Raw genomic sequence first — 13,418 nt, forward strand, 5'->3', positions numbered from 1 at the left:
GTCCCTTCGGCGGAGCGGTGGCAATAGTCCACATAGGGCGGCCCAGCGCCACGAGCGGAGCCACAACCGGGATCGGCCAATACGGAGGGGTCGCAGCCTCAGTCCTGGCCGGCGGATTGCAACTGGAATGCGCGGGTGCGCTCGATATGCGCCCGCATATGCCGTTCGGCAGCGTCGGGATTGCCGGCTTCGATCGCGTCGATGATCGCCTTGTGATCCCGCAGCACGGCCCGTCCGCTCCAGCCACGGGCGCGAGAGAGCCGGCTGTTGAGTACCCGCAATTGCTGGTCGATCTGCACCAGTTGCCGCGCCAGCCGCATATTGCCCGCACCCTCGCGGATCATGCCGTGAAAGGCGGCGTCGAGTTCGACATGAGCGGCCAGATCGCTTTTCTCCACCACGATCTCATGCTGCGCGAACAACGCCCTGAGCCGGGCAACGCCTTCCGCATCCATGCGCTCGGCCGCACGGCGCACGGTCATGATCTCCAACCCTTCCCGAATGTCGAGCAGATCGAGAATGTCGGGCGTGCCGCCTGCGATCACCGCTACGCCGGTCCTGGCGCGGGGTTCGACCAGCCCTTCCCGCTCCAGCGCGATCAGTCCTTCGCGCGCAGGCGTACGGCTAACCCCCAATTGCCGCGCGATCTCCGGCACGCTCAAATGAGTGCCGGGGGCCAGTGCGCCTGAAAGTATGGCATTGCGCAGCCGCTCGGCAACCATTTCCGTCAGCGCCTCCGGCCGGGTCAGCGGTTCGAAATGCCCAGACGCCTCCAGCTCCCCGTCGGCATATTCATGTTCCTTCTGCATGCAAAGCTCCATGCTCCCAATCGCAGCTGGTTTCAACGCAAACCGGGCCGCCGTGCCAATTGCAGGCATGAGGATATGACCACGGCAATCTTCAGATAGGCGATGGCATGCTGAACGGATCGGATTCATTTTGTTTGCTGCCGGCCGGCATGATAGCGCGCGGGCAAACGATCATGAGGCATATATGAAGTATATTTTTGCTCTTGCGGCTGCCCTGTCCCTTTCCAGCCCGGCGGCCGCGCAGGATGCGCCCGTCATCAAGGCGCGCACGATGGTCAAGACGGCCGATGGCGTCCGCGTCGGCTTCATCGATCGCGTCAATGCGAATGCCGAGGGCGCCCCGACCTCCGTACAGATCATCTACAGGGGCCGCTTCGTGTCGATACCGGCGGCAACCCTGTCCAATGGGGAAAAGGGACTGGTCACCAGCCTGACCGCAGCCGACCTCAACAAGCTCTGACCGGGACGGAAAATGGCATGGCGCATCATGCGCGTCATGCCATTGCGTTCGGCATCTTATCCCGGCCCGGAAAAGCGCAACCCCTCGTCGGGCGCCAGATGGCGGAGCTGGACGAACTTGCCCGGCTGCCTGCTTGGGATGCCGGCCCCGCCTTCGCTCACCGCTCCGCACCGGGTTCGAAGACCGCGGCGGTCAGATGCTGGCCGCCGTCCGCCAGCACGCGATGGCCCAGGATGAAGCTGGCCTCGTCCGAGACCAGGAACATCGCCGCCCCGCCCACATCCTCCACCGGGTCGGCAAGGCGCGGCATCGCCATATTGGCAATCAGCGTATCGACGCTCTTGCCCTTCTTCGCGCGATAATCCGCAAAGACCGCAATGTCCGGCACCGCCGGCTGGAGGAAATTGACGAGAATGCCATCCTTCCCCCATTCGACGCCTGCCGACCGGGTAAGGCCCGTCAGCGCGAAGTCCATGGTGACGGCATCCGTCACGCCCTCATTCGCCGTCGGACCGTAGATCGAACCCAGGTTGACGATGCGCCCGCCGCCGGCCGCCTTCATGTGCGGATAGACCGCCTGCATCATGTTGAGCGCGCTCAGCAGCACGTCATTGAACGCTGCGGTGAAGTCGGGCGCCGCCTGCCTGTCCGCCAGCCGGTCCCATTTCAGCGCCGCGTGCGCGCCATTCAGCATTATGTCGATCCGGCCATGCGCCCCCACTACCGCATCGGCCAGCGCCCGCGCGGCTTCGGGATCGGAAAGGTCGGCGCTGCGCGCCTCCGCGCCGGGAATAGGGCGGGCGGCCGCTTGCGCCGCTTCGTGATCCTTGTCGACCAGCACCACCTTTGCGCCTTCACGGGCGAAACGGAGGGCGATGCCCCGCGTCACTTCATTGGCCGCGCCGGTAACGATCGCGACCTGCCCTTCGATCAATCCCATCCTGTCCTCCCCGCGCTCAGGCCGTCAGCTCGACGGCCGCCTGGCTGTGCCCCTTGTGGATGTCGGTGCCTTCCTCATGCATCTGGAGCGGCGCGGTCGCCCATACGCCGCCGTCGACGCAGAAGACCTGCCCGGTGATGAAGCGGCCATTGTCGCTGCAAAGCCCCAGCACCGCGCCGGCAATGTCGATCTCGCAATCGCCCATGCGACGCATCGGAAATTGGCGCACGCTGGCTTCGGCCATTTCCCTGTTCTGGTCGGCCCAGCTTTTATAGGCCCAACTGTCGCCAGCCGGCGTGATGCAGTTGACAGTGATATTGTCCTTGCCGAATTCCCGTGCGGCGCTGCGCGTCAGTGCTTCATTGGCGGATTTGGTGATGTTGTAATCGCTGGCATAGGGCTGACCCCAGATGTTCCAGTGGCTGGAGAAATAGATCAGCCGCCCGCCGCCAACCTTGCGCATATGCGGAACCGCCGCGCGGCTGGTCCAGAGCGACTGGTAGAAGCCGGTCATCAGCGTCATGCTGTAATCGGCGTCGGGCTTGTTCTCGATCGACCGGACAGGCGCGATCCCCTGCGCATTGTTGACGACGATGTCGAGCCGCCCGAATCGTTCGGCCGCATTATTGACCAGATCTTCCATCTGTTGCCGGTTGCCGACATCGGCGGCGACGAACTGCGCCTGTTCCGCAGCGCCGGAAAGCTGCGCGATCAGCGCTTCATTCTCCCGATTATTCTCCGGGCTGCGCGAGCAATAGACTACTGCGGCGCCTTCCTTCAGGAAACGCAGCACGATGCCCTGGCCAATGCCTTTCGTGCCGCCCGTGACGACCGCCACCTTGCCGCTCAGGCGCCCATGCGTCTGCATCATTTCCCTCCTCAAGCTGTTTCGATCAGCGGCTTGCCCGCCGTCATGCGCCACATGTCTGCGACTACCGGCAGGTGGATGGTCTGTCCGCCGTCCACCGCCAGCAACTGGCCCGTGATGTAACGGGCCGCGTCTGACAACAGGAACAGCGCGGCCTGCGCAATATCGTCCGGCCGACCAAGATAAGGCAGCACATTATTGTCCAGTGTCATCTGGAAGAACCGGTCGCCCATATTGCGTGTCGTGGGCGTGTCGATGAAGCCCGGCGCTATCGTGTTGCAGCGGATTCCCCGCTTGCCATAGGCGGTGGCGATTGATTGGCTCAGACTGTGCACCGCCGCCTTCGAAGCCGCATAGGCGGGAACGGTGCCAAGCGACAATATGCCGGCGGTGGACGAAATATTGACGATCGCCCCGCCGCCGCGCTTCAACATCTGCGGGATACAATATTTGGCGGCCAGCATCGGCCCACGCAGGTTGACCTCCAGCGCGCGGTTCCAGATGGCGACGTCCATCTCATGAATCTCGCCATCGGCGCCGGTCTGATCGGGCGCGTTGTACGACACGGTGTTGTCGAGCAGATCGACACCCCCAAAGCGCGCCACGGTCTCATCGACCATCATCCGGACCTGCGCTTCGTCGCGCATGTCGACCCGTAGCGCCAACGCCTGTCCGCCGGTCGCTGCAATGGCCCCCGCCGCGGAGCGTGCATTACCCTCGTCCAGATCGGCAATCACCACCGCCGCGCCTTGCGTAGCGAGCAACTCGGCCGTCGCCTTGCCGATGCCCGATGCGCCGCCCGTCACGACAGCCACCTTGTCCGCCAATATGGGCTGCACGGCTCTCTCCACTCGATGATATTTCACCAAGTTTATTATATGGCCATGAAGATGATCAATATTACAATATTACTGGTGATTCCATCACGGATATGAAGGTGAACGGAAATTCGCCAAATATATAGAACGATCGTTCTTATGAATTGCCTGTTATCGTGCGCGGAACTGCGTCGAAAAAGGCCTTGCCGGCCTCCTCCAGACGGATGAATTCCGACCATAGGCCCAGATCGCGGCGCGTATCGGCATAGCTATAGTCCAGCACCCCCGGCATGGAACCCGCCATCGGTACATCATAGCCCATGCCCCGAAGCCGGTGGAGCATCGCCTGATGATCGTCGATCAGATAACCGAAATGATGCAGCCGTATCGGCCCCGCCAAAGCGGGTACATGATCGTCATAGATTGTCCTCTGCATCGGATCGGGTTCGATGATCTCGGTCATCACCTCGTCGATCCATGCAAGCGCAATCCGCCGCGTCGGCGCCGGTCGGCCGTCGATCGCCGGCGGTTCGTTCACCATGAACTCGACCGAGCCGAATTTCGCGCGGAACGCGGCAACAGCGGCGTCCGCGTCGCGGGTGACATAGCCGAACTGGAAAAAGCCCTTGAAGAAATTCTGCACCCTGTCCTCCGCCACTGCGACCTTATGCCAAGATAGGTACTATCAAGAACCTATGCTGACAAGCGAGCCGGTCCCGGGCGGGTTCGGCAGCGCGACGCCCTGGTCCAAGCGGTCGTCCAGCAAGCGCGCATGGGCGACATAGGCGCGCCGTGAAATGGGGCGGTCCCAGCATCCTTTATCGCCCCTTGCCGTTTCAGAATAAGGGAGAGCATCGATGCATGGAGCCTTGGAAGCGGGATTTTGGGGCCTGGTGGGCGGATCGGCGCTGTTGATAGGCGCGTGCATCGCCTATGTGGCTGATCTTCCGCAACGGCTGATCGCCGCGATCATGGCGATTGGATCGGGCGTGCTGATTTCGGCCGTGGCCTTCGACCTGATGGACGATGCCTATGCTCGCGGCGGCTTCGATTCCACCGCCTTCGGATTTCTGGCCGGGGCGGTCGTCTACACGATTGCGAATGTGGCCGTGTCGCGGGCCGGTGCCCGGCATCGTAAACGGTCGGGTTCGAACCCGCACGAGAGCCAGGCGCCGGCTGCCGCGAATTCCGGGCTGTCGATTGCCGTCGGCGCCTTGCTGGACGGCATTCCGGAGTCCGTGGTCATAGGGGTGAGTCTGCTGCACGGCGGCGGCGTCAGCATGGTCACGGTCATCGCCGTGTTCCTTTCCAACGTTCCCGAAGGCCTTTCCAGCGCCGCGGGAATGAAGAAGGCGGGCCGGGGCCCCGCCTATATCTTCGGCGTCTGGGGGGCTATCGCTTTGGCTTCCGGTCTGGCGGCGCTGATCGGCTACATCACTCTGGCGGGCGCGGACCCGGATCTGATCGCAGCCACCACCGCCGTGGCAGCAGGAGCCATTCTGGCCATGCTGGTGGACACGATGATTCCGGAAGCGACGGAGGAAGCGCATGAATTTTCCGGCCTCATCGCCGTCGCGGGATTCCTGATTGCCTTCATATTGACGAAACTGGAGTGAGCGTGGCCACAGATGAACGGGAAAATGCCAGCCTCGTTCATCTCCGGTTCCACATGCAAGACCGACGCCCATGCACGACACGGCGTCCAACCCTCATGTTTGCGGGTAGTCGACGACTTCGCAAGGGAAGGCAGGCCCCCTGCCATAACAAAACGCCCCGTCCCTTTCGGGACAGGGCGCCAGCGCTGAATTTACAATCGGCCTTTATTCTTCGCCATTATCCTTCACGCCCACTGTCGGCACGTCGATGGTTTCCTTCTTTGTGCCGACGACGACCGCCTTGGAATCGACGTCCACCTTGGGAAGTTCGCCGCCCTTCACACTGACCTCCGGAACATCTCCACCGGAAACATCGGCTTTCCAGAAGCCGGTTGCGAACAATATTCCGACAATCGCCAGAACGATGATCAAGGCAATCGCAACGGTCCGCCCGCCGCGATGTTTATGAACCACGACACGGTCATCCGTATAGCGATCCCTGTGAACTTCTACCATCTCCATCCTCCTCCTTAAGAGACTGGGGAAACAATCAGGCCTTAATTCTTGTTCCCTTTCCATTCATTGTCTGGCCGTCCGGGCAATTTCCCGAAGCTGCGAACCGTCGATCCTGACATGGCGATACAGCGCTTCCACAATGCTGAACAGGCCGAACAGCGCGAGCCCGCTCGCCACGATGAAGAGCAGCAGCGGCCCATGCTCCTGATCGCGGAGCTGCCTGAGGGCCGCGCCCAACCCGCCCGCCTCGTCGGGATCGGCATGCAAGGCAGCGTTGATCACGAACCAGCCGATCATGGCGAAGACGATGGCGCGAGCCGCATAGCCGATCCGTCCGGCCCAGCGCACGGCTTCCGGCACCGGCACATCGGCCGCGAGTTCGTCGAAACGGCCCCGGCAGGCCTTTACCGCCTGTGCGAGCGCAATGAAGAAGAATATGACCCCGCAAATGACGAGAACGGCCTGACCGCCCGGCTGATCGAGCAGCCAGGCGGACCAGCCTTGCGCCGTCCGGTCGCCGGGACTTCCTTCGGCTGCCGGCGCTTTGCGAAGCACCAGGTTGACCGCCGCCAGGGCGAGTGCCCCGTACACGATTCCACTCATGGCATAGCCTGCCCGTTCCAGCCTTCCCTTCAGGCTGCGGCTGCGATGTTCGGGGTCGAGAGCGGCTTCGATCAAGCGCCAGAGCGCATAGCCCGCGAAACCCGACGCGCAGAGCAGGAGCAGGAACGACCCCAGGCTGCTTTGGGAAAGGGAGCCGAGAACGCCCTGATTGTCGCTTGGTTGGCCGCCGTGGCGCGCCACGTCTATGGCGAACAGTCCGATGAGAAGATACACCATCCCGCGCGCCGCGAACCCTATGCGCGCCAGTATCGTCAGACGTTCGCCATAACTCTCCGTGCCGTTCATCATCTTCACCATCGCATTGGAAGCAGGGTAACGCGGCATCGCCCGTGAAGTTGCCTCAGCCGCATTTGCCAGGCTGCACATGCGGAAGCAGGTCGGAACCCTGCCGGGCGCTCTCCATTTATCGCAAATCGATTGCCTTGCGCCCTCTCCCGCGCGAAGGAAGGCGACTGATAAAGAGGGGCGCATTCATGAAGCTTGGATCCTGTGCGTTGGCGCTTGCGATAGGTGCGGCCCTGCTGCCCGTGACGGCGCATGCGGACGACCCCAATGATCCGACGATGCGCAGCGCCGCAGCACGCGCACGCGACAGCGCGATCATCAGAAGGATGAATCAGCAGCAGCTCGCCTATGTCCGTCAGCGCGACGCCAGGATCATGCGCAACTACCGCCAGGCGCAAGGCGATCGCGTCAGCTATGCCGACGCCCGCGGCGAATATGCGCAGAGAATGGCGGAATGGCGCCGGGCCGTCGCGGCCTGCAATGCCGGCCGCTGGGAATATTGCGCCGACTGACCGAACAGGTCGTGCAGCGCTGACCGCGCGTCACAAGCACATTCGATCTGGCATGACGTGAGGGATCAAGTCGGCAAGGGTATCCGCGGCCGGCAGCGTTACCGGGCGGGCGCAATCGTCGCGAGTGCGTTGTTGGAATTGCGGATCGTCACCGGAACCGCAATCGAAGATCGACGCCGAAGCTGCGTGGCTGGGGGATGCCCCAGCTATTGGCCGGCGTAAGATCGCCGCCATTTTCCACCCCTCTGACGAAATAGGCGTCAAACAGGTTCTGCACATAGGCGACGATTTCGACGCCCCTGCCGCTGTCATAGCCCAGCCTCAGATTGATCTGCGTATAAGCTTCCCGTCGGGTGATGCCCCGCCAGTCGAAACTCTCCCTTCGACGCCCCTCGTGCATCCACTCGCCTTGCAGATAGATTTCGGCCGGGCCGATCGGATAATGGCCGGTCGCGACGCCCGCGCTCGACCAGATCGGGTTGGGCAGGCCGCCGCAGTCTTTTTGTCCACAGTCGCGGTCGCCCTGCTTTTCGGTTCGCGTCCAGGTCACATGGCCCGACAGGTCGAAATAGCGGCTCAGCCTCCAATTGAGGGCGCTTTCCACGCCATATCCGGTCACGCTGCCGACATTCACGACCTGCTGGGTCCGGCTTTCCGTGTCGAAATAGACCGTCTGAAGATTGCGATAGCGATAATGGAAGCCGGTTATGTCAAAGCTCAGCGTTCTGGCGAGGGCCAGGCCCTTTATCCCCAACTCCTTGCTCCATATCGTCTCCGGCGCGAAGGCGTCGGGCTTCGTTCCGTCGGGCACCAGCCGATACGCCTCGATCGGGACAGGCGCGGCGACCGTGAACGATCCGAATCCGCCCGCCTTGTAGCCGCGGGTGATGCTGGCGTAGAGGTTGATGTCCGGCCCCACCGCATATCGCACATAGGCGCGTGGCGTCAGTCCACCCCAGCTCTTGCTGGAAGAAACGGGACCATCGGTGAAATAGGTGAAGGTCCAGACATTGCCGAGGCTGCTTTGGCTGGGCAGCACATCGATGCTGAAATGCTTGCGGTCGCGCGCATATCGAATGCCGATGCCAGCCTCCAGCGCTTTCGAGAAATGAAAGTTGGTGTCCAGGAAAACGGACCATCCGCGGTTGCGGGACCGCACGTCGTTGATGTCGGTCAGCAGGCCGTCCGGCGCCGGCCGGTAGGGCGCGCCGTAAAGGTCCATGGTCATCCCGCCGCAATCGGCATAGCCATAGCCCGCCGCGCAGACGAGATCCTCGGCAGCCTGGTTGGTGAAGCGCGCCGCGACATCCTCCCAATAGAGCGAGACCCCCGCCGACCAGGTCAGGCGCCGATCGTCTCTGGACATCAGCCGGAAGTCCTGGCTGACATAGCGGGCATGCTGGCGCTGGTCGTAATTGCCCAGTTGCAGCGCCGTTCCGTCATAGTCCTCCAGATAATGGAAATCGGACTTGCGAAAGGCGGTCAGGCTGTTGAGGCGCGCCGATCCAAGATCGAGATCGATCGATGCGGTCAGGCTGGTGATGTCGCCATCGTCACGCGGCCTGAGGAGATCGGTATCCACGTCGCGGCGAGACCCCCGGATAATAATATCCCGCTGCAAGACTTCGCTGAGATAATCGAGAACTTCACGATCGTCATTGGACGCCCGATAAGGCGCGCCGTCGAGCCGCCGACGCTCATGTTCGGCACTCAGCAGGACATCGGCATCGCCGGCCCTGTAGCGCAGGGCGACGCGCCCGGCCTGCTTGTTGCCGGCCATCAGGCGATCATTGCGGCCGGCCGTGAAGGCATTGTCTATCCAGCCATCATAATCCGTCGCATAGCCCGCAATGCGAAGCGTCCAGTCCTCCGCCACCGGCAGGTTGATGGCGCCTTCCGCATCCTTGCGGTCGAAGCTGGCGACCCCGACATAGAGATGCCCGGAAATACGCCCCGGATCCGGCTTGTTGGTCACGATGCTGATCGCACCGGAAATGGCATTGCGGCCGAAGAGGAACCCCTGGGGCCCTCGCAAGGCCTCCGCCTGCGCGACATCGAACAGGGAGGTCACGGCGGCGCCTGTCCTGCCCTGATAGACCCCATCCTTGAAGATCCCGATCGAAGGATCGCCGCCAATGCCATAGTCGTTGGAGGTGATGCCCCGGATGGCGATGCTGTCGATATAGCTGTCGTCCGAATTGCCTGAAAAGCCGGGCGTGAAGGTGACGATGTCCTTGACGTCGTCCAGCCGCGTGCGGTCGAGAAAGGCTTCGCCGAAGGCGGAGATCGCCACGGGAACGGTCTGGATCGCTTCCTCCCGGCGTTGCGCCGTGACGGTGATCTCCGCCGCCGATATGGGGTTCGGCAGGTCCTCGGCAGAGGCGGAATGCGGCAGCATGACGGCACAGGCCGTCAGGGCCGGGAAGATACGAAGATGCATGATTACCCCTTCACGCCGCGCGCAGGCGGGCGATGACCAGATCGAACCGCTGCGTCAGCTCGCTGGCGCTGGACCGGACCGCGGCCCCTACATTGAGCGTATGTTCGGCGTTCGCCTTCACCGCATCCAGACCCGCGGCGATGGCGCTGATGGCGTCGTGCACCGCTTGCGCGTCGCCGCCGACGCTCTGACTGCTCGCCAGGATCGTACGGGCCCCCTGATGGTGCTTATCGGCGGCCAGGGACACATCCGACACGTTGCGCTCCAGTTGGCGGACGACGGTGTTCAGCAGGTTGAGCAGAGACGCGATCGAGGAGGCGGATGCGTTCACCGCCTCGATCCGCCGCTCGATCTGGCCCGCCATATCGCCGGCCCTGTTCGCCAGCGTCTTTATCTCGCCGGCGACGACCGCAAAGCCGGTTCCCGCCTCGCCGCCCCGCGCAGCCTCTATCGTGGCGTTCAGGGCCAGCATGTTCGTCTGGCCCGCTATTTGTCGGATGGTGCGGGTGGCAAGGTCGATCGCCTCTATCTCCCTTTGCAACTGGTCGTTGGCGCCCATCACCGCGCGAGCCTCGACCTCCGTCTTGTCCATGTTCCGACGGGTGGCGATCGATTGGGTGTGGATCTGGCCAATGGCGACGCTCAACTCCTGCACATGCGCCTCGATCTCGTGCACGGCCTGCGCCGACGCACGGCTGCGGTCGCGGACCAGGGCCGTCCCGGTGAGCTGTTCCGCGAGAGCGGCCAGCGTGTCGCGGGCGCTGGCTTCAAGCTGATCCGCCTGCCTCAGCAAGGATCCCGACAGGTCACCCACGCTGGTGGAGAGAAGATTGGCGACCTCATGCGCGGCGTTTCGCAGCGCTTCGCGATGTTCGGCCTGTTCCCGCCCTTCCCGCTCTGCAATGGCGGCGATCTGCTCCCTCGCCTGTTCCGCCTGTTGACGCGCCTCTTCCGCGGCCAGAGTCGCATTCTCCCGATCCCTGGAGATGCGTTCGGCCCGCAACCGGCCGGCGAGCAACGACGCATGGGTCCGCAACATGGCGCGCGAGACGGCGAGGAAAAACAGGATGAAGAGCGCGGCGGCCGATGCCAGCAGCCATGAAAGGCTCTTGAGCGCCGCTATGCCCGGGCGCACCGGCAACCAGTGGATATGGCCCAGATCGGTCCCGTCAGGACTGATCAAGGGATGACCAGGCGATGTCTCGGCATCCGCTTCCGGCGGGTTGAAGCTGATGTCCGCCAATGCATAGGCCTGTTCCCAACTGGCGAACAGCTCGGCATCCAGCAGGCGAACGACGACGACGTGGCGGAGCGGCCCGGAAGGGAGCGGCCGGTTGGCGGAAAAAGGAAGGATCGGGGCGCCGGCGAACAAGGCCGGACGACCCCGATAAAGCTGGATGAACGGGCGGATGGGGAAATTGCGGCGATCATCGACATGCTTGGGCAGCGTGCGCTCAAGATGCCGAAGCGCTTCCGGCGCATCCTTCATCAGCGTGGTTCTGACGGTCGATCGGGGCTGCCAGCCGAAAATGGTTCCGCCGCGCTCGTCGAGAATATATAGGGGCATGGCGCCGCCGAAGTTCGAGGCGGCCCATTCACGGTCGATCCGGCCGTATAGATGATCGACGGCGTCATCCCAGAGCGCATAATCCCGGGCCGTGGCTGCAAGAGCATTGGTCTCCCGCTTCATGGCGCCGTTGACCATGCGCGCCTTTTCCAGCGCCGCCGCATCGTCCATCCTCGAAACAAGCACGGTCACGAGGATGCCGCAGGTCATGAAGGTCACGAGCGTCAACGCGATGAGCGGCAGGATGGCGCCGGGCAGGCGGCGAAGTGCACCTGTCAATGGGGCTAGATGCCGCACGATGTAAGAGCCCCCGTCTGACCAGCCTTGTCTTGCCGTTTGACTGCGCCTCGAATGGTTATGATTGATTTAACGCTTCTGTCATTGGACTGAAAATTGTTCTGTGTTTAACCTATGTCAGATAACTTAGGTAATAGGGTCCGGCGACTTTGGGCGACCTGACAGGAATATCCTGTATCTGCTTGGTGGAAATCAGAGGATATGGTGCGAGGCATCTGCGCCAGCTTCGGTCAGGCTCGATAAAATCGATGGCTGCTCATTCAAGACTTCCGAAGATCGGTTCAGGACGATCCTCAGACCTGTCCGGAGCCGTGATTGGAGCGGGAAGCGCAGGCTCGTCCCGGCGGGCATCATCCGGTCGCATGGCCGCATGCTGCTCGGGCCAATGGAGGAAGGGCAGGACCGTACCGGAGCCACGCCACACATCAACCTGATCCAGCCGGACATCCGAGAACAGCCATTGCGGCCGGTTGACTTCACCGACCGCGAATACGCCATTATCCGGCGCGATGCCGTCGGGCGGACCGTAAATGGCTGCCGCGCCGTGATTGTCATCCAGCGAGGGCAGCCAGGGCGCCTGCCCCACCGTGGGCGCCTGGACGACATAGCATTGGTTTTCCAGCGCGCGGGCCTGCGCCCCGATGCGGACGCGCCAATAGCCCTGCATGCTGTCGGTCGCAGACGGCACCAGGATGATCCTGGCGCCCGCCTCGGCCTGTGCCCGCGCGATCAGCGGAAATTCGGCATCGTAGCAGATGGAAATTCCCACCCGACCGAAGGGCGCATCCAGGACATGAACGGCCTCGCCGCCCGTTATGCCCCAGATTTCCCGTTCGAACCGCGTCATGACGATCTTGTCCTGATAACCGGTCCGGCCATCGGGGCAGAAGAGCCGGGCGCGGTTGACGACCGCTCCCCGGGCGTCGCGGCACGGGCGGCTGCCGCCCAGGATCGTCACGCCATAATGGATGGCGAGTTGCCGGTGCAGTTCGTCGATCCGTTCCCCCAGCGCCACGACATGGTCGAGCGAAGCATGAAGATCGGCCGCCGCCGCCGGATCGGTGCCGGCCAGTTCCATGGCGGCATATTCCGGAAAGACAAGGAGCTGCGCGCGCCCGACCGCCGCCTCCGACACCCAGCGGCTGAGCTTCGCTTCCCAGGCGCCGTAGCTCGGCAACAGTTCGATCGGATATTGCGCGGCTGCAATGCGGACCTCGGTCATTCGGAGTCCCGTAGCGGCTTCCGCCCGAAGCGCGTCGGATGATCGCCCTCCCCGGCCTGCCTCATCCCGCCTTCACCTGATCCAGCCAGTCGGCCAGATTATAATGGTTGCTGACCCGCGCGATCGCGCCGTCGCGCAGTTCGAAGAAGGCGCCGACGCGCAAAATATAGCGCTGGCCGGATGCAGGAGGCAGATCGCCGTCCGTCTCCAGATATTCGCCCTCCAGCATGAATTCCGCGGCCGCCCGTTTTCCATCGGCGGAGGCCAGGAACACGGGATCGATGACCCTTTCCCTGTAGCAGCGGTTCATATGGTCGAGGAATTGCGCAAAGGCCGCCTTCCCTTCCCGCACCGAACCCTGCGAGGGTTCGTGCACGACATCCTGCGCCAGCAGATCGAGCATCGCCGCGCTGTCGCCGCGATTGAAGGCCGCATAATAGCGACCGAGCAGGTTCGCAGCCATGG

General features: G+C 63.1%; 14 protein-coding genes. 3 read left to right on the forward strand and 11 right to left on the reverse strand.

What is annotated here, in order from left to right; genetic code table 11:
• Positions 1 to 98 precede the first annotated feature (98 nt).
• On the reverse strand, positions 99 to 809 hold the full coding sequence (locus tag A0J57_RS03235) for a GntR family transcriptional regulator (protein ID WP_082718674.1): 711 nt from the start codon (positions 807 to 809) through the stop codon (positions 99 to 101).
• A gap of 184 nt (positions 810 to 993) precedes the next feature.
• On the opposite strand from A0J57_RS03235, the gene A0J57_RS03240 reads away from it, so the two are divergent.
• Entirely contained in the window at positions 994 to 1,269 is a 276-nt protein-coding gene (locus A0J57_RS03240; protein WP_061936658.1) for a hypothetical protein, read from the forward strand.
• Between the two features lie 157 nt (positions 1,270 to 1,426).
• Here A0J57_RS03240 and A0J57_RS03245 read toward each other — a convergent pair whose 3' ends face one another.
• From A0J57_RS03245 to A0J57_RS03260, 4 genes are all read right to left on the reverse strand, one after another.
• The gene (locus A0J57_RS03245; protein ID WP_061936660.1) at positions 1,427 to 2,209 is read right to left on the reverse strand and encodes an SDR family NAD(P)-dependent oxidoreductase; all 783 of its coding nucleotides are present in this window, start codon (positions 2,207 to 2,209) and stop codon (positions 1,427 to 1,429) included.
• A gap of 16 nt (positions 2,210 to 2,225) precedes the next feature.
• Entirely contained in the window at positions 2,226 to 3,080 is an 855-nt protein-coding gene (locus tag A0J57_RS03250) for an SDR family NAD(P)-dependent oxidoreductase (RefSeq protein WP_061936663.1), read from the reverse strand.
• Between the two features lie 8 nt (positions 3,081 to 3,088).
• Positions 3,089 to 3,916, reverse strand: coding sequence for an SDR family NAD(P)-dependent oxidoreductase (locus tag A0J57_RS03255; protein WP_061936666.1), 828 nt, complete (start codon positions 3,914 to 3,916; stop codon positions 3,089 to 3,091).
• A gap of 136 nt (positions 3,917 to 4,052) precedes the next feature.
• Positions 4,053 to 4,538 (reverse strand): VOC family protein, encoded by a 486-nt coding sequence (locus tag A0J57_RS03260; protein WP_158298498.1) that lies wholly within the window; start codon positions 4,536 to 4,538, stop codon positions 4,053 to 4,055.
• 214 nt (positions 4,539 to 4,752) lie between these two features.
• Here A0J57_RS03260 and A0J57_RS03265 point away from each other — a divergent pair, with 214 nt between their 5' ends.
• Entirely contained in the window at positions 4,753 to 5,511 is a 759-nt protein-coding gene (locus A0J57_RS03265; RefSeq protein ID WP_061936672.1) for a ZIP family metal transporter, read from the forward strand.
• A gap of 204 nt (positions 5,512 to 5,715) precedes the next feature.
• On the opposite strand, the gene A0J57_RS03270 is transcribed toward A0J57_RS03265, so the two are convergent.
• Positions 5,716 to 6,012: a hypothetical protein gene (locus tag A0J57_RS03270; protein WP_226870466.1), complete on the reverse strand. Its 297-nt coding sequence runs from the start codon at positions 6,010 to 6,012 to the stop codon at positions 5,716 to 5,718.
• Between the two features lie 57 nt (positions 6,013 to 6,069).
• Positions 6,070 to 6,954: a DUF1206 domain-containing protein gene (locus A0J57_RS03275; protein ID WP_061936675.1), complete on the reverse strand. Its 885-nt coding sequence runs from the start codon at positions 6,952 to 6,954 to the stop codon at positions 6,070 to 6,072.
• 149 nt (positions 6,955 to 7,103) lie between these two features.
• On the opposite strand from A0J57_RS03275, the gene A0J57_RS03280 reads away from it, so the two are divergent.
• Positions 7,104 to 7,427 (forward strand): hypothetical protein, encoded by a 324-nt coding sequence (locus A0J57_RS03280; RefSeq protein WP_064232579.1) that lies wholly within the window; start codon positions 7,104 to 7,106, stop codon positions 7,425 to 7,427.
• A gap of 148 nt (positions 7,428 to 7,575) precedes the next feature.
• Here A0J57_RS03280 and A0J57_RS03285 read toward each other — a convergent pair whose 3' ends face one another.
• The 4 genes from A0J57_RS03285 to A0J57_RS03300 all read right to left on the reverse strand — a co-directional run bounded on the left by A0J57_RS03285 (position 7,576) and on the right by A0J57_RS03300 (position 13,416).
• Positions 7,576 to 9,867: a TonB-dependent receptor gene (locus tag A0J57_RS03285; RefSeq protein ID WP_061936678.1), complete on the reverse strand. Its 2,292-nt coding sequence runs from the start codon at positions 9,865 to 9,867 to the stop codon at positions 7,576 to 7,578.
• A 10-nt stretch (positions 9,868 to 9,877) separates the two neighbouring features.
• Entirely contained in the window at positions 9,878 to 11,713 is a 1,836-nt protein-coding gene (locus A0J57_RS03290; protein WP_061936680.1) for a methyl-accepting chemotaxis protein, read from the reverse strand.
• 274 nt (positions 11,714 to 11,987) lie between these two features.
• Positions 11,988 to 12,953, reverse strand: coding sequence for a carbon-nitrogen hydrolase family protein (locus A0J57_RS03295; protein WP_082718677.1), 966 nt, complete (start codon positions 12,951 to 12,953; stop codon positions 11,988 to 11,990).
• Between the two features lie 61 nt (positions 12,954 to 13,014).
• Positions 13,015 to 13,416, reverse strand: a complete 402-nt coding sequence (locus tag A0J57_RS03300) for a ketosteroid isomerase-related protein (protein WP_061936683.1) — start codon at positions 13,414 to 13,416, stop codon at positions 13,015 to 13,017.
• Positions 13,417 to 13,418: the final 2 nt, after the last annotated feature.

The organism is Sphingobium sp. 22B (genome assembly GCF_001580035.1).
Lineage (GTDB): Bacteria > Pseudomonadota > Alphaproteobacteria > Sphingomonadales > Sphingomonadaceae > Sphingobium > Sphingobium fuliginis.